The following is a 20,125-nucleotide window of genomic DNA, read 5'->3' as shown; positions in this document are numbered from 1 at the left end:
GAACAACGATGAAAGACTGGTTCAAATCGGGGGATCCCTGGATCTGGTTCAGTGCCGGCGGCATGGCTCTGGCCCTGGTGTTGGTGCTGGGCGTGCTTTGGCTCACCGCCGCACGCGGCCTGGTCTATTTCTGGCCCTCACCGGTGGTGGAAACCACCTACGTGGAAAAGGATGGACGCACGGTACGCATCATCGGTGAGATCAAGGAGGAGGAAGAGGTGGCGGTGCGCCGCCTGCGCGAGGCCGGCTTCCAGATCCCGGGCGATGCACCCTTTGCCACGCGGGTGCTGTTCAAGCTGGGCAACCGCGACCTCACGGGGCAGGACTTCAAATGGTTTCCCCAGCCCCTGCTGGGGACTTTCACCTATCCCAGGGACGTCCTCACCGTGGAGCGTCACGAATGGGGTAACTTTTACGGCCACCTGCGCGCAGTAAAGGAGGCAGGCCAGGTGGTGGCGGAAGGGGAGGCGGCCTGGCCGGAACTGACCAAGCGGGCGGACCGGGCCCTGCTGCTGTTCCGGGAAATCTTCCGGATCGAAAAGTACGACATCGGTGATGTCAACTACACCCTGGAACGGCTGCGGCTCAGGGAACGTCGCCTCCAACTGGAGGGCCGGCTCAACCCGGCGGCCAAGGCGGAAATCGAGGAAGAACGTGCGGCCGCCAATGCGCGTTTCGCCAGCCTGCAGGAGCGGCTGGAGAAGCTGCGGGCCGACATTGCCCGCGACAGCCTGGTGGCGGAGGTCGCGGACGGCACGCTGGTGGAAGTGCCCCTGGCCAAGGTGGCCAAGGTTTACCGCGCCAACGCGCTCTCCACTTGGGAAAAGCTGGGCTTCTATTTCAGTAAGCTCAAGGAATTCATCACGGACGATCCGCGCGAGGCCAACACCGAGGGAGGCATCTTCCCAGCCATTTTCGGGACGGTGATGATGGTGATCCTGATGTCCATCCTGGTCATGCCCCTGGGTGTGATGGCCGCCGTGTACATGCGCGAGTACGCCAAACAGGGTCCCCTGATCCGCATCATCCGCATCGCCGTGAACAACCTGGCGGGGGTGCCTTCCATCGTCTATGGCGTGTTCGGTCTGGGGTTCTTCGTCTATTTCGTGGGCGGCCATATCGACGACTGGTTCTTTCCGGAAGCCCTGCCTGCCCCCACCTTCGGCAGCCCGGGCATTCTGTGGTCGTCGCTCACGCTGGCCATTCTTACTTTGCCAGTGGTGATCGTTGCCACGGAAGAGGGGCTGGCGCGCGTGCCCGAAAGCCTGCGCGCGGGCAGCCTGGCGCTGGGGGGCACCAAGGCCGAGACCCTGTGGCGTACGGTGCTGCCCATGGCCAGTCCGGCCATGATGACGGGGCTCATCCTGGCGGTGGCCCGGGCGGCGGGGGAAACGGCGCCGCTCATGCTGGTAGGCGTGGTGAAGCTCGCGCCCAACCTGCCCCTCGACGGCCACTTCCCGTATTTCCACCTGGAGCGCCAGTTCATGCACCTGGGTTTTCACATCTACGATGTGGGGTTCCAAAGCCCCAATGTGGAGGCGGCGCGCCCACTGGTCTATGCCACGGCGCTGCTCCTGGTCCTGGTGATCGTCGTTTTGAACCTCACCGCAGTGTCCCTGCGCAACCGTCTGCGTGAGAAATACCGTAGTCTGGAAGGCATATGAACCTCGCAACCCTCGAACCGGAGTCAACCATGAATACTGTCAGCGAACGCCAGGGGGCGGGAGTGGACGTGCGTGCCGCCCTCGGCCAGAACTTGGGCCGGGGCGGTGCCACCGATGATATTTGCCTGGAGACCAGGAACCTGAACCTGTTTTACGGCCAGACCCAGGCGCTGTTCAATGTCAGCCTGAAAATTCCCCGCCACCGGGTGACGGCCTTCATCGGCGCGTCCGGTTGCGGCAAATCCACTCTGCTGCGCTGCTTCAACCGCCTGAACGACCTGGTCGATGGGGTACGCATCGAGGGCAAGGTGCTGCTCGACGGGGAAGACATCTACGACAGGAAGGTCAATGTCGCCCTCCTGCGCCGGCGGGTTGGTATGGTGTTCCAGAAACCGAACCCCTTTCCCAAGTCGATTTTCGAAAATGTGGCCTACGGGCTGCGCATCATGGGCGTGAAGGACAAGCGGGTGCTGGCGGAAACGGTGGAACGGGCGCTGCGTGGCGCCGCATTGTGGGACGAAGTCAAGGACCGCCTCGACGCCAACGGGCTGTCGCTCTCCGGCGGCCAGCAGCAGCGGCTGGTGATCGCCCGTGCCATCGCCCTGGAACCTGAAGTGCTGCTCCTGGACGAGCCTGCCTCGGCGCTGGATCCCATCGCCACGGCCAAGATCGAGGAGCTGCTCTACGAGCTCAAGGATCGCTACACCATCGTCATCGTCACCCACAACATGCAGCAGGCGGCCCGCGTGTCCGATTACACGGCATTCATGCATCTGGGCGAGATGGTGGAGTTTGCCGACACCGATACCCTGTTTACGCGGCCGCAGGATCAGCGCACGGCGGACTACATCACCGGCCGGTTCGGTTGAGGAGAAGACCATGCCCGGGAAACACACGCTGGAGCTGTTCGACCAGGACCTGCACCTGCTGCGCGAGGAAGTCCTCAATCTTTCGGCCATGGCGGGAGAAGAACTGGATGCCGCCATGATCGCCCTGTTCGGCCGCGACGGGGCGCGCGCCAGGGAAGTGATCGACGCAGATCTCAACGCCGATCACCTCCAGGAACGCATTCACCGTCACATGACCGTGGTGCTGGCACGCCAGCAGGCCATGGCGGACGACCTGCGGGAAATCCTTGCTGCCGGCCGCATTGCGGACTACCTGGAGCGGTTGGGCGACCAGGCCAAGCAAATCGCCAAGCGCGCCACCAAGCTGACGGACACGATCGAAGCCCGCATCGGGGATCGCCTGCGCTGGATGAACGACCGCATTCAGGCGACCCTGCAGCAGGTGATGGACGCCTATGCCCGCCGCGACGCCCAGGCCGCCAACGTGGTGTGGGTAGGCGACGTGGAGCTGGACATGGTCTACGGGGAAATCTTCGGCGCCCTGCTGGAGCGCATGCGTCATGACAGCGCGGCCGTCGCGGACGGCGTGCAGCTTTTGCTCATCGCCAAGGGACTGGAACGCGCCGGCGACTATCTCACCAACATCGCCGAGGAGGTCTACCTGATGGTGACCGGCATTCCCCTGCAGGGGCCGCGTCCCCGGGTGGACACCACGGTCCCGCCCGGGGCGGAAAGCTCTGCACATTGACCACGCCGCCCTTCAACGCTAACATTGCCGGTTTTTAACACCGGGGTTGGCAATGCGCGAGCGTCTGGTCGCTGGGAACTGGAAAATGCACGGCAGCCTGGTCGAGAACAAGGCGCTTCTCGACGGGGTGGTGGCCGGGCTCGCTTCCGTCCAGGGCGTGCGCTGCGCGGTGTGCGTGCCCTTTCCCTACCTGTTCCAGGCCCAGTTCGCCCTGCAGAATACGCCCATCCAGTGGGGCGCCCAAAACCTGAGCCAGTACGAGAAGGGCGCCTACACCGGCGAGGTGTCCGCCGCCATGCTGCGGGATTTCGCCTGCACCTTCGTGATCGTGGGGCATTCCGAGCGGCGCGCCCTGTTCGGCGAGGACGATGCCACCGTCGCCGCCAAGTTCGTGGCGGCCCAGGCCGGGGGGCTCACGCCCATCCTGTGTGTGGGCGAGACCCTGGCGGAGCGGGAGCAGGGCATCACCCAGCAGGTGGTGGAGCGCCAGATCCAGGCGGTGGTGGACAAGGCTGGGCTGGAGGGCTTCCGTCACTGCGTCATTGCCTACGAACCGGTGTGGGCCATCGGCACCGGCAAGACCGCCACCCCGGAGCAGGCGCAGGAGGTGCACGCCTTCATTCGCGGCCTGTTCGCTCCCCACGACGCGACGCTGGCTCAAAACCTGCTGATCCTCTACGGCGGCAGCGTCAAGGGCGCGAATGCCGCTCAACTGTTTGCCATGCCCGACATCGACGGCGGCCTGATCGGCGGCGCCTCCTTGAATGCCGAGGAATTCGTCACCATCTGCAAGGCTGCCCAGCGCTGACTGCCGCAGGAACCGTTCATGGAAACCCTGGTCTGGATCGTACACGTTCTGGCTGCCCTCGGAATCATCGGCCTGGTGCTGCTGCAGCACGGCAAGGGCGCCGACATGGGGGCGGCCTTTGGCAGTGGCGCCTCCGGCAGCCTGTTCGGGGCCACGGGGGCGGCCAATGCCCTGAGCCGCGCGACCAAGATTCTCGTGATCGTCTTTTTCCTGACGAGCATGGGCCTCACCTATTTTTCGGTGAGCAAACATCAAAAACCCCTGGCGGTGCCGGCCCAGCAGCAGGCGCCTGCCAGCCAGGTGCCGGCGCCGTCCCAGCCTCCGGCGGGCGGCAAGGCACAGGAAATCCCGAACTGAGGACTGCTCGGTTCGGCTCGTATCGGCCGACGTGGTGGAATTGGTAGACACGCCGTCTTGAGGGGGCGGTGGCGCAAGCCGTATGAGTTCGAGTCTCATCGTCGGCACCAAACATAAACAGCCATTATGCGACAATAAGCCCACATAATCGCGTAATGCGCTGATTCAAAAAAGAAAAATAAAAAATTGCAGCCTTGACACTGCGCTGCAAGCCCCTCTAAACTGCCCCATCCGTTGCCATAACAAGAGACGCCGTCCGCCAAGGCGTCGGGGTGGAGCATGCTGGCCAACTATTTCCCCATTCTCATGTTCGTCCTCGTCGGCCTTGCCGTCGGCGCGATTTCCATGGGGCTGGGGTACGTTCTCGCTCCCAACCGCCCGGACGCGGAAAAACTCTCCCCCTACGAGTGTGGTTTCGAGGCCTTCGAGGACGCGCGCATGAAATTCGACGTGCGCTACTACCTCGTGGCCATCCTGTTCATCCTGTTCGACCTGGAAATCGCCTTCCTCTTTCCCTGGGCCATCGTCCTGGAAGAAATCGGCCTGTTTGGCTTCGTCGCCATGATGGTGTTCCTGGGCATCCTCGTCATCGGCTTCATCTACGAATGGATCAAGGGCGCGCTGGAATGGGAGTAGCGATGCGAGCCACCGAGCAGGGGCCCCGCGCAGCGGGGATGCGAGGCAGGCGAGCATCGCTTTGCGCCGACGCGACGGCGGTGCTGGCGGCGGGGTGGTCTGGGGAGGCGCGGAGGCGAGCCACCGAGCAGGGGCCCCGCGCAGCGGGGATGCGAGGCAGGCGAGCATCGCTTTGCGCCGACGCGACGGCGGTGCTGGCGGCGGGGTGGTCTGGGGAGGCGCGGAGGCGAGCCACCGAGCAGGGGCCCCGCGCAGCGGGGATGCGAGGCAGGCGAGCATCGCTTTGCGCCGACGCGACGGCGGTGCTGGCGGCGGGGTGGTCTGGGGAGGCGCGGGGGCGAGCCACTGAGCAGGGGCCCCGCGCAGCGGGGATGCGAGGCAGGCGGTTATCGCCGGGCGCCGGCGGGTTGCGGCCCGCTCGTTCATGTCGTGCCACGGAGGTCTGCAGCGGATGAGCATCGAAGGTGTCCTGCAGAAGGGTTTCGTCACCACCACCCTGGACACGGTGATCAACTGGACCCGCACCGGCTCGCTGTGGCCCATGACCTTCGGGCTGGCCTGCTGTGCGGTGGAGATGATGCACGCCGGCGCCTCGCGCTACGACCTGGACCGGTTTGGCATCGTGTTCCGTCCCAGCCCGCGCCAGTCGGACCTGATGATCGTGGCCGGCACCCTGTGCAACAAGATGGCGCCGGCGCTGCGCAAGGTGTATGACCAAATGGCCGAGCCGCGCTGGGTGCTGTCCATGGGGTCCTGCGCCAACGGCGGGGGCTACTACCACTATTCCTATTCCGTGGTGCGCGGCTGTGACCGTATCGTGCCGGTGGACGTCTATGTGCCGGGCTGTCCGCCCACAGCGGAAGCCCTGCTCTACGGCCTGGTCCAGCTGCAGAACAAGATCAGGCGCACCCAGACCATTGCGCGTTAGCCGGAGCCGATTCCCTGATGAACGCGAAACTGGCCGCCATTGCGGCGCGTCTCGAAAAGCTGCTGGAGGGACGTGACTACACCCTCACCGAGCAGGTGGGGGAGCTTACGCTGGTCATCCCGCGCGAAGGCATGCTGGAGGTGATGCGCCTGCTGCGCGACGACTACGACCTGCGTTTCGACCAGCTCATCGACCTGTGCGGGGTGGATTATTCCACCTACGGGGAAGGGACGTGGCAGGGGCGTCGCTTCGCCGCCGTCTATCATCTGCTCGCGCTGGGCAAGAACCAGCGCCTGCGGGTGCGGGTGTTCTGTCCGGATGACGAATTTCCGGTGCTGGATTCCGTGGTGGACATCTGGCCCTCGGCCAACTGGTATGAGCGGGAGGCATTCGACCTGTTCGGCATCGTGTTCGAGGGTCACCCGGACCTGCGGCGCATCCTGACTGACTACGGCTTCATCGGCCATCCCTTCCGCAAGGATTTTCCCCTCACCGGCTATGTGGAAATGCGCTACGACCCGGACCAGCAGCGCGTGGTCTATCAGCCGGTGAGCATCGAGGCACGCGAGATCACGCCGCGCGTGATCCGCGAGGACACCTTCCATGGCTGAGATTCGCAACTACACGCTGAACTTCGGACCCCAGCATCCTGCCGCCCACGGGGTGCTGCGCCTGGTGCTGGAGCTGGATGGTGAGGTGGTGGAGCGCGCCGACCCCCACATCGGGCTTTTGCACCGGGCCACCGAGAAGCTCGCCGAACACAAGACCTATCTGCAGTCCGTGCCCTACATGGACCGGCTCGACTACGTGTCCATGATGTGCAACGAGCACGCCTATGTGATGGCGATCGAGAAGCTCCTGGGTGTCGAGGTGCCCATCCGCGCCCAGTACATCCGCGTGATGTTCGACGAGATCACGCGCATCCTCAACCATCTGCTCTGGCTGGGGGCGCATGCCTTGGACGTGGGCGCCATGACGGTGTTCCTGTATGCGTTCCGCGAACGGGAGGACCTGCTGGACTGCTACGAGGCGGTGTCGGGCGCGCGCATGCATGCCGCCTACTACCGGCCGGGTGGGGTCTATCGCGATCTGCCGGACAGCATGCCGAAGTACCAGCCCTCGCGCTTCCGCAGCGAACGCGAGGTGGCGCGCCTGAACGAGAACCGCCAGGGGTCCCTGCTGGATTTCATCGAGGATTTCACCAACCGTTTCCCCGCGCTGCTGGACGAATACGAGACACTGCTCACGGACAACCGCATCTGGAAACAGCGGCTGGTTAACATCGGCGTGGTCTCGCCGGAGCGGGCCATCGCCCTGGGTTTTACCGGCCCTATGCTGCGCGGCTCCGGGGTCGCCTGGGATCTGCGCAAGAAGCAGCCCTACGAGGTGTATGACCGGCTCGAATTCGACATCCCGGTGGGAGTCAATGGTGACTGCTATGACCGCTATCTCGTGCGTATGGAGGAGATGCGCCAGAGCAACCGCATCATCAAGCAGTGCGTGGACTGGCTGCGCAAGAATCCCGGGCCGGTGATCACGGACGATCACAAGGTTGCACCGCCTTCGCGGGAGGCCATGAAGTCCAACATGGAGGAACTCATCCACCACTTCAAGCTGTTCACCGAGGGCTTCCACGTGCCCAGGGGCGAGTGCTATGCCGCGGTGGAGCATCCCAAGGGCGAATTTGGCATTTATCTCGTCTCGGATGGCGCCAACAAGCCCTACCGGCTCAAGATCCGCGCCCCCGGCTTTGCCCATCTGGCGGCCATGGACGAGATGGCGCGGGGTCACATGATCGCCGACGTGGTGGCCATCATCGGCACGCAGGATATCGTGTTCGGGGAGATCGACCGCTGATGCTGTCCGCCGAATCCCTCGCCCGCATCGACCGCGAGATCGCCAAGTATCCGCCGGACCAGAAACAGTCGGCGATCATGTCCGCCCTGCGCATTGCCCAGGAGGAAAAGGGCTGGCTGGCCGAGGATACCATCCGCTTCGTGGCCGAGTATCTGGGCATGCCGCCCATCGCCGCCTACGAGGTGGCCACGTTCTACAACATGTACAACACCCGGCCGGTGGGGAAGTACAAGCTCACGGTGTGCACCAACCTGCCGTGCCAGCTCACCCAGCGTCATGACATCGGCGCCTATCTCCAGCAGAAACTGGGCATCGGCTGGGGCGAGACCACGGAAGACGGCCGGTTCACGCTGGTGCAGGGAGAGTGCATGGGTTCCTGCGACGGGGCGCCGCTCATGCTGGTGAACAATCACAGGATGTGCAGCCATCTCACGCCCGAGGCGGTGGACAAGCTGCTGTCGGAGCTGGAATAGGGCATGGCCGAAAAAGTCATTCTCACCACCCTGGACAAGCCGAATCCGGCTGCCCTGGCTACCTACGAGAGCGTGGGCGGCTACCAAGCCCTGCGCCGCATCCTCACGGAAAAGATCGCACCGGAAGCCATCATCGCCGAGATCAAGACTTCCGCCCTGCGCGGACGGGGCGGCGCGGGCTTCCCCACGGGGCTAAAGTGGAGCTTCATCCCGCGCCACCTGCCGGGCCCGAAATATATCGTGTGCAACAGTGACGAGGGCGAGCCCGGGACGTTCAAGGACCGCGACATCCTGCGCTACAACCCCCACAGCGTCATCGAGGGCATGATCATTGCCGGCTACACCCTGGGCGCGCAGACCGGCTACAACTACATCCACGGCGAAATCTTCGAGCTGTACGAAGCCTTCGAGAAGGCCCTGGAGGAGGCCCGTGCCGCCGGCTACCTCGGCCGCAACATCCTTGGGTCGGGCTTCGACTTCGAGATCCACGCGCACCACGGCTACGGCGCCTACATCTGCGGCGAGGAAACCGCCCTCTTGGAATCCATTGAAGGCAAGAAGGGGCAGCCCCGCTTCAAGCCGCCTTTTCCGGCGAGTTTCGGCCTCTATGGGCGACCGACGGTGATCAACAACACCGAAACCTTCGCCTGCATTCCCTATATCGTGCGCCATGGCGGGCAGAAATTCCTGGAACTGGGCAAGCCCAACAATGGCGGGACCAAGATCTTTTCCGTGTCGGGCAGGGTGAACCGTCCCGGCAACTACGAGATTCCCCTGGGCACACCCTTTGCTGAGCTGCTGGACATGGCGGGGGGCATGCGCGAGGGCTATCGCCTGAAGGCCGTCATCCCCGGTGGGTCATCCACGCCGGTGTTGCCGGCGGAAGTGATGATGGAATGCACCATGGACTACGATTCCATCGCCAAGGCGGGGTCCATGCTCGGGGCCGGGTCGGTGATCATCATCGACGACAGTGTGTGCATGGTGCGCGCCCTGGAACGCCTGTCGTATTTTTACTTCGAGGAATCCTGCGGCCAGTGTACGCCCTGCCGGGAAGGGACCGGCTGGCTCTACCGCATCATCCACCGCATCGAGCACGGCAGGGGCCGCCCCGAGGACCTGGAGCTTTTGCGCAGCGTGGCGGGCAACATCGGCGGGCGCACCATCTGCGGCCTGGGTGATGCGGCGGCAATGCCGGTGCAAAGTTTCCTCAAGCATTTCGGTCATGAATTCGAATACCACATCGAGCACGGCAAATGCCTCGATGGTTGCCACTGAGAGCCACGGCACATGCTGACCATCGAAATCGACGGCAAGAAAATCGAGGTTCCGGAAGGCTCCACGGTGATGGATGCCGCCGACCTGCTGGGCATCTACGTGCCGCGCTTCTGCTATCACCGCAAGCTTTCCGTGGCGGCCAACTGCCGCATGTGTCTGGTGGACGTGGAAAAAGCCCCAAAGCCCCTGCCTGCCTGCGCCACGCCCGTCACTGATGGCATGAAGGTCTCCACGCGATCCGACAAGGCCATCCAGGCCCAGAAGGGCGTGATGGAGTTCCTGCTCATCAACCACCCGCTGGACTGCCCCATCTGCGATCAGGGAGGTGAGTGCCAGCTGCAGGACCTCGCCGTGGGTTTCGGGGCCGGTGCTTCCCGCTACCGGGAGGAGAAGCGGGTGGTGGTGAACAAGAATCTCGGGCCGCTCATCGCCACCGATATGACCCGCTGCATCCACTGCACGCGCTGCGTGCGCTTCGGCCAGGAAATCGCCGGCCAGATGGAGCTGGGCCAGGCTTTCCGCGGCGAGCATTCCGAGATCATGCCTTTCATTGCCGAGACGGTGGATTCCGAACTGTCCGGCAACATGATCGATCTCTGTCCGGTGGGGGCGCTCACCTCCAAGCCCTTCCGCTACACCGCGCGCCCCTGGGAGCTGAGCCGCCGCGCCGGCATCAGCCCCCACGACGGGCTGGGCGCCAATCTCCTGATCCAGGCCAGGCAGGATCGCGTGATGCGCGTGCTGCCGCGGGAAAACGAGGCGGTCAACGAATGCTGGCTGGCCGACCGCGACCGTTTTTCCTATCAGGCTCTGAACAGCGAGACGCGCCTGTTGCGTCCCCTGGTCCGACACCATGGCGAATGGGTCGAGGTGGACTGGCAGGCGGCGCTGGAATACGCGGCCAACGGGCTGCGCGACATCGTCAGCCGCCACGGGCCGGATGCGCTGGGGGCCCTGGCGGCCCCCAACAGCACGCTGGAGGAACTGCACCTGCTGCAGAAACTCGTCCGCGGCCTGGGCTGCGACAACGTGGACCACCGGCTGCGTCAAAGCGATTTCCGGGCCGACGCATGCCGCCGTGGCGTGCCCTGGCTGGGCCAGTCCATCGAGGACGTGCAGGCAGCCCAGGCCATCCTGCTCGTGGGCAGCAACATCCGCAAGGAACAGCCGCTGCTTGCCCACCGCGTGCGGCAGGCGGTGAAGCACCGCGCGCGGCTCAACGTGATCAACCCCCTCGACGTGGACATGTTGTGTCCCGTGGCGCACAAGCTCATCGTGCCGCCGCCGGCCCTGGTGCAGGCGCTCGCGCAGGTTTTGAAGGCGGCCGCCGCGCGCAGGGGCGTGGCCCTGGCAGACGGCTATGCCGAGAGACTGGCCGGGGTCGAGGTGGGGGCCGAAGCCCAGGCCGTGGCGGAGGCGCTGTGTGCCGTGGAGACGCCCTGCATCCTGCTGGGCAACCTGGCCCAGCATCATCCCCGCGCCGCGGAACTGACCAGCCTTGCGGCGGAACTGGCCCGCATCACGGGGGCGCGCTGGGGATTCATGGCCGAAGCCGCCAACAGCGTCGGCGCATACTGCGCGGGGGCCCTGCCGCGCGCGGGCGGGCGCCACGCCGCCGCCATGCTGCAGGCGCCGCGGCGCGCCTATCTCCTGCTCCACGCCGAACCGGAGCTGGATGCCCATGATTCCCGCACGGCGCGTGCGGCCCTGGAGCAGGCGGAACTGGTGGTGGCGCTGTCCCCGTTCCGGGACCAGGCCCTGGAGTACGCCCATGTCATTCTGCCGGTGGCGGCCTTTGCCGAGACCGCAGGCACCTACGTGAACATGGAAGGCCGTGTGCAAAGCTTCGCCGCCGCCGTGAAACCCCCGGGCGAGGCCCGCCCCGCGTGGAAGGTGCTGCGTGTGCTGGGCAATCTGCTCGATTTGCCCGGTTTCGACCAGGACAGCGCGGAAGCGGTGCGGCGGGAAGTGCTGGGTCCGGACGGCGCGCTGCCGCTGCCCCTGGACAATGGCCTGTCGGTGCCGGTCCTGGAGGATCCCGCCCCCCGGGTCGCGGGCCTGTGCCGCATCGGCGAGGTCCCCATCTACCAGCTCGACGCCCTGACCCGGCGTGCCGCCGCCCTGCAGGCCACGCGCGATGCCCGTCCGCCCGTGGCGCGGCTGCATCCGCGGCTCCTGGAGCGTCTCGGCCTTAAGCCGGGGGACACGGTGGTGCTGCGCCAGGGGCCTGGTCAGGCCACGCTGCCCGCGGTGGCGGATCCCGGTGTGCCTGAAGAGTGCGTCCACGTCGCCGCCGCCCATCCCCTCACGGTGGGACTTGGCGCCATGTTCGATGCCATCACGGTGGAGCGGGCCTAATGGATTTCGCCGCCTCCTTCCAGAGCTGGTTCGGTCCCGTCTGGGGCCCGCAGGTCTTCCTCCTGGTGAAGACCCTGCTTGGCATCGTCGCCATCGTGTTGCCCCTGCTGCTGTGCGTGGCCTACCTCACCTATGCCGAGCGCAAGATCATCGGCTACATGCAGGTGCGCCTCGGCCCCAACCGGGTGGGCCCCAAGGGCTGGCTGCAACCCATTGCCGATGCCCTGAAGCTGCTGTTCAAGGAAATCGTCATTCCTGCCGGGGCGGACAAGTTCCTGTTCCTGCTGGCACCGGTGCTGGCCATCGGCCCCGCGCTGGCCGCCTGGGCAGTGGTGCCCTTCTCGCCCGAGCTGGTGCTGGCCAATATCGATGCGAGTCTGCTCTACGTCATGGCCATCACCTCCATGGGTGTGTATGGCGTGATCCTGGCGGGCTGGGCCTCCAATTCCAAGTACGCTTTCCTGGGGGCCATGCGTTCGGCAGCCCAGATCGTCTCCTACGAGATCGCCATGGGCTTTGCCCTGGTGGGTGTGCTGATGGCCGCCCAGAGCCTGAACCTGGTGGACATCGTCGAGGCGCAGGCGGGTGGCATCCTGCACTGGTACTGGCTGCCCCTGGCGCCCCTGTTCCTGGTGTATCTCATCGCGGGGGTGGCGGAGACCAACCGCGCGCCCTTCGACGTCGCGGAAGGCGAGTCCGAGATCGTCGCCGGCTTCCACGTGGAATATTCGGGCATGGCCTTCGCCGTGTTCTTCCTGGCGGAGTATGCCAACATGATCCTGGTCTCGACCCTCACCAGCATCATGTTCCTGGGTGGCTGGCTGTCCCCGGTGAGCTGGATCCCGGACGGCTTCCACTGGCTGGTGTTCAAGGTCATGTTCGTGCTGCTGCTGTTCCTGTGGTTCCGGGCCACTTTCCCGCGCTACCGCTATGACCAGATCATGCGCCTGGGCTGGAAGGTGTTCATCCCCGTGACGCTGGTCTGGATCGTGGTCATGGGCGTGGCGATGCAGACCCCCTACGGTCACCTTTTCCACTGAGGAAAGCAGGATGATCGAACGCCTCAAGGACTTCTTCCAAAGCTTCCTTCTGCTGGAGCTGCTGCGGGGCATGATGCTCACGGGGCGGCATCTGTTCGCGCGCAAGATCACCGTGCAGTATCCGGACGAGAAGACACCCCTCAGCCCGCGCTTCCGCGGCCTGCACGCCCTGCGCCGCTATCCCAACGGCGAGGAGCGCTGCATCGCCTGCAAGCTTTGCGAGGCGGTCTGTCCGGCCCTCGCCATCACCATCGAATCCGAGGAACGGGAGGACGGCACGCGGCGCACCACCCGCTACGACATCGACCTGACCAAGTGCATCTTCTGCGGCTTCTGCGAGGAATCCTGTCCGGTGGATTCCATTGTCGAGACGCGCATTTTCGAATACCACGGCGAGCAGCGGGGCGATCTCTACCTGACCAAGCCCATGCTGCTTGCGATTGGCGACAAGTACGAAGAAATGATCGCGGCCGACCGGGCGGCCGATGCAAAATACAGGTGATCTGAACCGCACGGGCGCCCCGGCGCAAAAAATCACGGACCCGCGCTGCGCCTGCGTGTCCTTGCGGTGAGACTTCTAAAAACATGAATTTCGAAACCTTCGTTTTCTATTTCCTGGCAGCGATCCTGCTGTTCGCCGCATTGCGCGTCATCACCGTGCGCAACCCGGTGCACGCCGCCCTGTTCCTGGTGCTGGCCTTCTTCACCGCGGCCGGCCTCTGGCTGCTTTTGGAGGCGGAATTTCTCGCCATCGCCCTGGTGCTGGTCTATGTGGGCGCGGTGATGGTGCTGTTCCTGTTCGTGGTCATGATGCTGGACATCAACCTCGCGCGCCTGCGCGAAGGTTTCTGGGACTACCTGCCCCTGGCCGCGACGGTGGCGGCGCTGCTGGTGCTGGAGATGGTGGTGGTGCTGGGAGGTCGCCATTTCGGTGCCGACCGCTATCCGGCACCCATGCCCCACGGGGTGGAGTACAGCAACACGCGGGAACTGGGGCGGGTGCTCTATACGGACTACGTGTATCCCTTCGAGATCGCGGCGGTCATCCTGCTGGTGGCCATCGTGGCGGCCATTGCCCTCACCCTGCGCCGGCGCAAGACCACCAAGTATCAGAATCCCGCGCGCCAGATCCGGGTGAAACGCTCGGAGCGCGTGCGGCTCATCGCCATGCCGGCCGAGAAGCCGGATGAGCAGCCGGAGGCCGGAAGGGAGAACTGACCACCATGCTTACCCTGTCCCATTACCTGGTGCTGGGCGCGATTCTGTTCGCCATTAGCGTGCTGGGCATTTTCCTCAACCGCAAGAACATGATCGTGCTGCTGATGGCCATCGAGCTCATGCTGCTGGCGGTGAACCTGAACTTCGTGGCCTTCTCCCACTACCTGGGCGATGTGGCCGGGCAGGTATTCGTGTTCTTCGTGCTCACGGTGGCGGCGGCGGAGTCCGCCATCGGCCTGGCGATTCTGGTGGTGCTGTTCCGCAACCTGCGCACCATCAACGTCGATGACCTGGACGAGCTGAAGGGGTAGAACGATGGCCGCGCCGGACATGCAGACGCTGTACCTGATCGTGCCCCTGGCGCCCCTGGTGGGCGCGCTCATCGCCGGCCTGTTCGGCTGGTACATCGGCCGCGTGTGGACCCACCGCATCGCCATCCTGGGCGTGGCCATCTCCTGCTTTGCATCGTGGCTGGTGTTCCGGGACGTGCAGGCCGGCCATACCTTCAATGGCACCGTCTATACCTGGCTCACCAGCGGCGGTGTCTCCTTCGAGATTGGCTTCCTGATCGACAAGCTCTCCGCCATGATGATGCTGGTGGTGACCTTCGTCTCTCTCATGGTGCACATCTACACCATCGGCTACATGAGCGACGATCCGGGCTACCAGCGCTTTTTCGCCTACATTTCCCTGTTCACCTTCTCCATGTTGATGCTGGTGATGGCGAACAATTTCCTGCAGCTGTTCTTCGGCTGGGAAGCCGTGGGCCTGGTGTCCTACCTGCTGATCGGCTTTTGGTACACGCGGCCTTCCGCCATTTATGCCAACCTCAAGGCCTTTCTCGTCAACCGCGTGGGTGACTTCGGCTTTCTGCTGGGTATCGGACTGGTGCTGGCCTATGCCGGCAGCCTGGACTATGGGACGGTGTTCGCCCGGGCGGGAGATCTGGCGGCACGCACCATCGAGCTTTTGCCGGGCCGGGAGTGGTCCCTGATCACGGTCATCTGCATCCTGCTGTTCATCGGCGCCATGGGCAAGTCGGCGCAGTTTCCCCTGCACGTGTGGCTGCCGGATTCCATGGAAGGGCCGACGCCCATTTCCGCCCTGATCCACGCCGCGACCATGGTGACCGCGGGCATTTTCATGGTGGCGCGCATGTCCCCCCTGTTCGAATTGTCCGACACGGCGTTGTCCGTGGTGCTGGTGATCGGCGCCATCACCGCCCTGTTCATGGGCCTGTTGGGCATCGTGCAAAACGACATCAAGCGCGTGGTGGCCTATTCCACCCTGTCCCAGCTGGGCTACATGACGGTGGCGCTGGGGGCCTCCGCCTATTCCGTGGCGGTGTTCCATCTCATGACCCATGCCTTTTTCAAGGCGCTGCTGTTCCTCGCCGCCGGCTCGGTCATCATCGGCATGCATCACGACCAGGACATGCGCCACATGGGCGGCCTGCGCAGGTACATGCCCATCACCTGGATCACGGCCCTGATCGGCTCGCTGGCGCTGATCGGCACACCTTTCTTCTCCGGCTTCTATTCCAAGGATTCCATCATCGAGGCGGTGCGTGCGGCCAACGTGCCGGGCGCGGGCTTCGCCTATTTCGCGGTGGTGGCGGGCGTGTTCGTCACGGCCTTCTACACCTTCCGCATGTACTTCCTGGTGTTCCACGGCCCGGAACGGTTCCGGGAGCACCTCGCCCACGGCGGCCACGGCGGCCACGGAGACCATGCCGCCGGCGAGCCCCATGAATCACCCTGGGTGGTGTGGCTGCCCCTGGTGCTGCTCGCCATCCCCTCAGTGGGGATCGGCTATTTCACGGTCGGTGCCGTGCTGGACGGCAGCGCCTTCGGCGAGGCGATTCATGTGTCGAGGGAGCATCCGGCGCTGGCCGAGCTCGCCGCCCATTTCCATGGGGCGGGGGCGATGGCGCTCCATGCCCTGTCCACCCTGCCGTTCTGGCTGGCGGTCGCCGGTGTGGCCAGCGCCTGGTTCCTGTACCAGGTGCGCACCGATTTGCCGGACTGGTTCGCCGGGCGGTTCCGGCTGGTCTACCGCATTCTGGAAAACAAATACGGTTTCGATCAGTTCAACGACTGGTTCTTTGCCGGCGGCGCCCGCAGGCTGGGAACCTGGCTGTGGAAGGGGGGCGACGTGACCGTGATCGATGGCTGGCTGGTCAATGGCACGGCGCGTCTGGTGGGGCGGCTGGCGGGCGTGATCCGCCACTTCCAGTCCGGCTACATCTACCACTATGCCTTCGCCATGCTGATTGGAGTGTTCGTGCTCATCACCTGGTTCGTGAAAGTCTGACAAGAAAAGGAGAGGCGTGAGAGGGGAGGCGCCGGGAGGGGGAAGCAGACCCCGCCTCACCGCTCGCGGGTGACGCCATGTCGGGAATGCCTTTGTTGAGTCTCGCCATCTGGGTGCCGATCGTGTTCGGCCTGCTGGTACTCGCCACCGGCCCGGACCGCAACGCGCCCCTGGCGCGCGGGCTGGCCCTGATCGGTGCGCTGGCCGGGTTCGCAGTGACTCTGCCCCTGTACACCCACTTCGACACCGCCACCGCCACCATGCAGTTCGTGGAGCGGGTGCCCTGGATCGAAGCCTTCAATGTGGACTATCACCTGGGCGTGGACGGCATTTCGCTGCTGTTCATCCTGCTCACCGCCTTCACCACGGTGCTGGTGGTGCTGGCCGGCTGGAAGGTGATCGAGACGCGGGTCGCCCAGTATCTCGCAGCCTTTCTCATCATGTCCGGCCTGATGATCGGTGTGTTCGCGGCCCTGGATGCGGTGCTGTTCTACGTGTTCTGGGAGGCGATGCTGATTCCCATGTTCCTGGTGATCGGCATCTGGGGCGGACCGCGCCGGGTCTATGCGGCGGTGAAGTTCTTCCTCTACACGCTGCTGGGCTCGCTGCTGATGCTGGTGGCGTTCATCTACCTGTACCAGCAGGCGGGCAGCTTCGACATCCTGGAACTGCACCGCCTGCCCCTCGGCTATCGCGAGCAGGTGCTGATCTTCCTGGCATTTTTCACCGCCTTCGCGGTGAAGGTGCCCATGTGGCCGGTGCATACCTGGCTGCCGGATGCCCACGTGGAGGCGCCCACCGGGGGTTCCGTGGTGCTGGCGGCCATCATGCTCAAGCTGGGGGCCTATGGTTTCCTGCGCTTCTCCCTGCCCATCACCCCGGACGCCAGTCATGCCCTGGCCGGTTTCGTGATCGCCCTGTCCCTGATCGCGGTGGTGTACATCGGCCTGGTGGCCCTGGTGCAGGGGGATATGAAGAAACTCATCGCCTACTCGTCCATCGCCCACATGGGTTTCGTGACGCTGGGCTTTTTCCTGTTCAACCCCCTCGGGGTGGAAGGGGCCTTGGTGCAGATGATCTCCCACGGCTTCGTCTCGGGCGCCCTGTTCCTGTGTGTGGGCGTGCTCTATGACCGGCTGCATTCCCGCAACATCGCCGACTATGGAGGGGTGGTCAACACCATGCCGGTGTTCGCGACCTTCTTCGTTCTGTTCGCCATGGCCAATGCCGGTTTGCCGGGTACCAGCGGCTTCGTCGGCGAATTCCTGGTGATCATGGGGGCGATCAGGGTCAATTTCTGGTATGCCTTCCTGGCGGCCACGACGCTGGTCTTTGGCGCCGCCTACACCCTCTGGATGATCAAACGGGTGGTGTTCGGGCCGGTGGTCCATCCCCAGGTGGCGGCCCTGCAGGACCTGAGCGTCCGGGAGTTCCTGGTGCTGGGACTGCTCGCCGTGGCCGTGCTGGGCATGGGCCTCTATCCCGCGCCCTTCACCGGGGTGATGCACGCCTCCGTGGAACATCTGCTCAACCACGTCGCCGTCAGCAAGTGCGGCGACTTCTGTGCCTGGTAAGGGGCTGATCCGTGATGATGGCTGATTTCGTGCTCGCCGACCTTCTGCCCGCCCTGCCGGAACTGGTCCTGCTGGGGGGCGCCTGCGTGGTGCTGATCCTGGATCTGTTCCTCTCCGACGACCTGCGCTGGATCACCTTCGGCCTGGCGCTGGCGGCCCTGGGCGGCACCGCGCTCGCCACCCTGGGGACCCTGGACCCGGTGCCGGTCCTGGCCTTTGGCAACACCTTCGTCGATGATCGTCTGGCCGACGTGCTCAAGCTCATGCTCTACGGGGTGGTGGCGGCAGTGCTGGTGTATGCCCGCGACTACCTGCGCGCGCGGGGCATGGACCGGGGGGAGTTCTACGCGCTGGTGCTGTTCGCCACCCTGGGCATGATGATCATGATCTCGGCCAGTCATTTCCTGACCCTCTACCTGGGGCTGGAGCTGCTGTCCCTGTGTCTGTATGCCCTGGTGGGGCTGCAGCGGGACAATCCGGTGGCGAGCGAGGCGGCGATGAAGTATTTCATCCTGGGGGCGCTGGCCTCCGGCCTGCTGCTCTACGGCATGTCGCTGCTCTACGGGGTGACCGGCTCCCTGGAACTTGCGCGGGTCGCGGCGGCCCTGCCGGGCGCGGCTGTGGATCCGGTGCTCGTTTTCGGCCTGGTATTCCTGGTGGCGGGGCTTGCCTTCAAGCTGGGCGTGGTGCCCTTCCACATGTGGATCCCCGATGTCTATCAGGGGGCGCCCACCGCCATTACCCTGTTCATCGGTTCGGCCCCCAAACTGGCGGCCTTCGCCTTCTTCATGCGCCTGCTGGTGGATGGGCTGGAGAGCCTGGCCGCCGACTGGCAGCCCATGCTGGCGCTCATGGCCCTGTTGTCCATCGCCCTGGGCAACGTCACGGCCATTGCCCAGACCAACATCAAGCGCATGCTGGCCTACTCCACCATCTCCCACATGGGCTTCGTGCTGTTGGGTTTCCTCACCGCGGGCGAGGCGGGTTACGGCGCGGCTTTTTTCTACGTGGCCGCCTATGTGCTCATGAGCCTGGGGGGCTTTGCCATGATCCTGCTCCTGTCCCGGGAGGGCTTCGAGGCGGAACGGCTGGAGGACTTCAAGGGGCTCAACCAGCGCAGTCCGTGGCACGCCTTTCTGATGCTGCTCATCATGTTCTCCATGGCCGGCGTGCCGCCCACCCTGGGCTTCTACGCCAAGTTGGCGGTGCTCAAGGCGGCGCTGGATGCGGGCTACCTGTGGCTGGTGGTATTCGCGGTGCTCATGTCGGTGGTGGGCGCGTACTACTACCTGCGGGTGGTCAAGCTCATGTATTTCGACGCCCCGGCCGAGCCCGCCGCCCCCCGCGCCAATCCCGGCATGCAGGTGCTCCTGTCGGCCAACGGGCTGGCCGTGCTCGCCCTGGGACTGATGCCCCAGCCCCTCATGGCCCTGTGTGCCACGGCCATCCGGCAGATGGTGTGAGCCTTTCCGGGGGGCGCCCGCCCGCTACGGTCGAAAAAAAGCCAGGGACCTTGCCCTGGCCTGCGTATCCGCCGTATCTTACGCGGCCTTGCTGTATTTTTCCTTGGCTTCGCGGGCGGCCCGGGCGGTTTCCGGATCGTAGGCCTTGCCCTGCCACAGCAGCTGGTAGGCGATTTCCTCGTTGCCGTTCTCGCACAGTTCCAGCACCTTCTTGAACAGGGGTTGGAAGGTGTCGGAACGGTGGGACTGCTCGTGGTCCTCCATGCTGCGCCAGAAGGTGACGATGAGCGCTTCACGGCCTTTCAGGGGGCTTTCCACCGCCTGGCCGATGGTGGAACCCTCGTTGGACACCATCCCGGTATTGATCATCACAAAGCCACCGATGAAGCCGGTGTCCGAATGATAGGTTTTCACGTTTTCGCACAGTTCGGCGACCCGTTCTTCCAGGTCGTCCACGGTGTATTCGGGACGCAGGATCACTCGGTTGACGGTCACCACGCCGTTGCTGTCCAGTCCATTGATCAGGCTCATGGCTTACTCCTTTAGAAAGTTAGCAGATGCT

At 64.6% G+C, this 20,125-nt stretch carries 20 protein-coding genes and 1 tRNA gene; 20 read left to right on the top strand and 1 reads right to left on the bottom strand.

Annotated features, from left to right (window positions below):
- Positions 1-8 precede the first annotated feature (8 nt).
- From pstA to nuoN, 20 genes are all read left to right on the top strand, one after another.
- Complete coding sequence (gene pstA, locus ACZ42P_RS03320; RefSeq protein ID WP_464898680.1) at positions 9-1,664, top strand: phosphate ABC transporter permease PstA; 1,656 nt, start codon at positions 9-11, stop codon at positions 1,662-1,664.
- 29 nt (positions 1,665-1,693) lie between these two features.
- On the top strand, positions 1,694-2,533 hold the full coding sequence (gene pstB / locus ACZ42P_RS03315) for a phosphate ABC transporter ATP-binding protein PstB (protein WP_464898679.1): 840 nt from the start codon (positions 1,694-1,696) through the stop codon (positions 2,531-2,533).
- 10 nt (positions 2,534-2,543) lie between these two features.
- Positions 2,544-3,260, top strand: a complete 717-nt coding sequence (gene phoU / locus ACZ42P_RS03310) for a phosphate signaling complex protein PhoU (protein WP_464898678.1) — start codon at positions 2,544-2,546, stop codon at positions 3,258-3,260.
- A 46-nt stretch (positions 3,261-3,306) separates the two neighbouring features.
- Positions 3,307-4,068 (top strand): triose-phosphate isomerase, encoded by a 762-nt coding sequence (tpiA, locus tag ACZ42P_RS03305; RefSeq protein ID WP_464898677.1) that lies wholly within the window; start codon positions 3,307-3,309, stop codon positions 4,066-4,068.
- 18 nt (positions 4,069-4,086) lie between these two features.
- Complete coding sequence (secG, locus tag ACZ42P_RS03300; protein WP_464898676.1) at positions 4,087-4,425, top strand: preprotein translocase subunit SecG; 339 nt, start codon at positions 4,087-4,089, stop codon at positions 4,423-4,425.
- 25 nt (positions 4,426-4,450) lie between these two features.
- Positions 4,451-4,535 (top strand) — tRNA-Leu (locus ACZ42P_RS03295).
- Between the two features lie 169 nt (positions 4,536-4,704).
- A complete protein-coding gene (locus tag ACZ42P_RS03290) occupies positions 4,705-5,061 on the top strand; it encodes an NADH-quinone oxidoreductase subunit A (RefSeq protein ID WP_464898675.1) in 357 nt (118 codons plus the stop codon).
- Between the two features lie 451 nt (positions 5,062-5,512).
- A complete protein-coding gene (locus ACZ42P_RS03285) occupies positions 5,513-5,989 on the top strand; it encodes a NuoB/complex I 20 kDa subunit family protein (protein ID WP_464898674.1) in 477 nt (158 codons plus the stop codon).
- A gap of 17 nt (positions 5,990-6,006) precedes the next feature.
- Positions 6,007-6,600 carry an NADH-quinone oxidoreductase subunit C gene (locus tag ACZ42P_RS03280; RefSeq protein WP_464898673.1) on the top strand — a complete coding sequence of 198 codons (594 nt, stop codon included), beginning with the start codon at positions 6,007-6,009 and terminating at the stop codon, positions 6,598-6,600.
- Positions 6,593-7,846, top strand: a complete 1,254-nt coding sequence (locus ACZ42P_RS03275; protein ID WP_464898672.1) for an NADH-quinone oxidoreductase subunit D — start codon at positions 6,593-6,595, stop codon at positions 7,844-7,846. Before ACZ42P_RS03280 ends, ACZ42P_RS03275 begins: the two co-directional genes overlap by 8 nt.
- The gene (nuoE, locus tag ACZ42P_RS03270; protein WP_464898671.1) at positions 7,846-8,319 is read left to right on the top strand and encodes an NADH-quinone oxidoreductase subunit NuoE; all 474 of its coding nucleotides are present in this window, start codon (positions 7,846-7,848) and stop codon (positions 8,317-8,319) included. Before ACZ42P_RS03275 ends, nuoE begins: the two co-directional genes overlap by 1 nt.
- 3 nt (positions 8,320-8,322) lie before the next feature.
- On the top strand, positions 8,323-9,597 hold the full coding sequence (nuoF, locus tag ACZ42P_RS03265; RefSeq protein ID WP_464898670.1) for an NADH-quinone oxidoreductase subunit NuoF: 1,275 nt from the start codon (positions 8,323-8,325) through the stop codon (positions 9,595-9,597).
- A gap of 12 nt (positions 9,598-9,609) precedes the next feature.
- A complete protein-coding gene (nuoG, locus tag ACZ42P_RS03260; RefSeq protein ID WP_464898669.1) occupies positions 9,610-11,955 on the top strand; it encodes an NADH-quinone oxidoreductase subunit NuoG in 2,346 nt (781 codons plus the stop codon).
- The gene (gene nuoH, locus ACZ42P_RS03255; protein ID WP_464898668.1) at positions 11,955-12,995 is read left to right on the top strand and encodes an NADH-quinone oxidoreductase subunit NuoH; all 1,041 of its coding nucleotides are present in this window, start codon (positions 11,955-11,957) and stop codon (positions 12,993-12,995) included. The genes nuoG and nuoH overlap by 1 nt, the downstream gene beginning before the upstream one ends.
- Positions 12,996-13,008: 13 nt before the next feature.
- Entirely contained in the window at positions 13,009-13,497 is a 489-nt protein-coding gene (gene nuoI, locus ACZ42P_RS03250; protein WP_464899358.1) for an NADH-quinone oxidoreductase subunit NuoI, read from the top strand.
- Between the two features lie 83 nt (positions 13,498-13,580).
- The gene (locus ACZ42P_RS03245; protein WP_464898667.1) at positions 13,581-14,213 is read left to right on the top strand and encodes an NADH-quinone oxidoreductase subunit J; all 633 of its coding nucleotides are present in this window, start codon (positions 13,581-13,583) and stop codon (positions 14,211-14,213) included.
- 5 nt (positions 14,214-14,218) lie between these two features.
- A complete protein-coding gene (nuoK, locus tag ACZ42P_RS03240; RefSeq protein WP_347308630.1) occupies positions 14,219-14,524 on the top strand; it encodes an NADH-quinone oxidoreductase subunit NuoK in 306 nt (101 codons plus the stop codon).
- Positions 14,525-14,528: 4 nt separating this feature from the next.
- Positions 14,529-16,526, top strand: a complete 1,998-nt coding sequence (nuoL, locus tag ACZ42P_RS03235) for an NADH-quinone oxidoreductase subunit L (RefSeq protein ID WP_464898666.1) — start codon at positions 14,529-14,531, stop codon at positions 16,524-16,526.
- Between the two features lie 77 nt (positions 16,527-16,603).
- Positions 16,604-18,100, top strand: a complete 1,497-nt coding sequence (locus ACZ42P_RS03230) for an NADH-quinone oxidoreductase subunit M (protein ID WP_464898665.1) — start codon at positions 16,604-16,606, stop codon at positions 18,098-18,100.
- Between the two features lie 14 nt (positions 18,101-18,114).
- Positions 18,115-19,563 (top strand): NADH-quinone oxidoreductase subunit NuoN, encoded by a 1,449-nt coding sequence (gene nuoN, locus ACZ42P_RS03225; protein WP_464899357.1) that lies wholly within the window; start codon positions 18,115-18,117, stop codon positions 19,561-19,563.
- 78 nt (positions 19,564-19,641) lie between these two features.
- On the opposite strand, the gene ACZ42P_RS03220 is transcribed toward nuoN, so the two are convergent.
- Positions 19,642-20,094, bottom strand: coding sequence for a hypothetical protein (locus ACZ42P_RS03220; RefSeq protein ID WP_464898664.1), 453 nt, complete (start codon positions 20,092-20,094; stop codon positions 19,642-19,644).
- Positions 20,095-20,125 lie beyond the last annotated feature (31 nt).

Source organism: Thiobacter subterraneus (assembly GCF_055379455.1).
This window is presented reverse-complemented; position numbering and strand designations above follow the sequence as displayed.

Coding starts and splice junctions, on each gene's coding strand:
- ACZ42P_RS03220 (WP_464898664.1), bottom strand. CDS start 20,094: ATGAGCCTGATCAATGGACTGGACAGCAACGGCGTGGTGACCGTCAAC.
- ACZ42P_RS03275 (WP_464898672.1), top strand. CDS start 6,593: ATGGCTGAGATTCGCAACTACACGCTGAACTTCGGACCCCAGCATCCT.
- nuoN (WP_464899357.1), top strand. CDS start 18,115: ATGATGGCTGATTTCGTGCTCGCCGACCTTCTGCCCGCCCTGCCGGAA.
- nuoK (WP_347308630.1), top strand. CDS start 14,219: ATGCTTACCCTGTCCCATTACCTGGTGCTGGGCGCGATTCTGTTCGCC.
- pstB (WP_464898679.1), top strand. CDS start 1,694: ATGAATACTGTCAGCGAACGCCAGGGGGCGGGAGTGGACGTGCGTGCC.
- nuoG (WP_464898669.1), top strand. CDS start 9,610: ATGCTGACCATCGAAATCGACGGCAAGAAAATCGAGGTTCCGGAAGGC.
- ACZ42P_RS03285 (WP_464898674.1), top strand. CDS start 5,513: ATGAGCATCGAAGGTGTCCTGCAGAAGGGTTTCGTCACCACCACCCTG.
- nuoE (WP_464898671.1), top strand. CDS start 7,846: ATGCTGTCCGCCGAATCCCTCGCCCGCATCGACCGCGAGATCGCCAAG.
- nuoL (WP_464898666.1), top strand. CDS start 14,529: ATGGCCGCGCCGGACATGCAGACGCTGTACCTGATCGTGCCCCTGGCG.
- ACZ42P_RS03245 (WP_464898667.1), top strand. CDS start 13,581: ATGAATTTCGAAACCTTCGTTTTCTATTTCCTGGCAGCGATCCTGCTG.
- pstA (WP_464898680.1), top strand. CDS start 9: ATGAAAGACTGGTTCAAATCGGGGGATCCCTGGATCTGGTTCAGTGCC.
- phoU (WP_464898678.1), top strand. CDS start 2,544: ATGCCCGGGAAACACACGCTGGAGCTGTTCGACCAGGACCTGCACCTG.
- secG (WP_464898676.1), top strand. CDS start 4,087: ATGGAAACCCTGGTCTGGATCGTACACGTTCTGGCTGCCCTCGGAATC.
- nuoF (WP_464898670.1), top strand. CDS start 8,323: ATGGCCGAAAAAGTCATTCTCACCACCCTGGACAAGCCGAATCCGGCT.
- ACZ42P_RS03280 (WP_464898673.1), top strand. CDS start 6,007: ATGAACGCGAAACTGGCCGCCATTGCGGCGCGTCTCGAAAAGCTGCTG.
- ACZ42P_RS03230 (WP_464898665.1), top strand. CDS start 16,604: ATGTCGGGAATGCCTTTGTTGAGTCTCGCCATCTGGGTGCCGATCGTG.
- ACZ42P_RS03290 (WP_464898675.1), top strand. CDS start 4,705: ATGCTGGCCAACTATTTCCCCATTCTCATGTTCGTCCTCGTCGGCCTT.
- nuoH (WP_464898668.1), top strand. CDS start 11,955: ATGGATTTCGCCGCCTCCTTCCAGAGCTGGTTCGGTCCCGTCTGGGGC.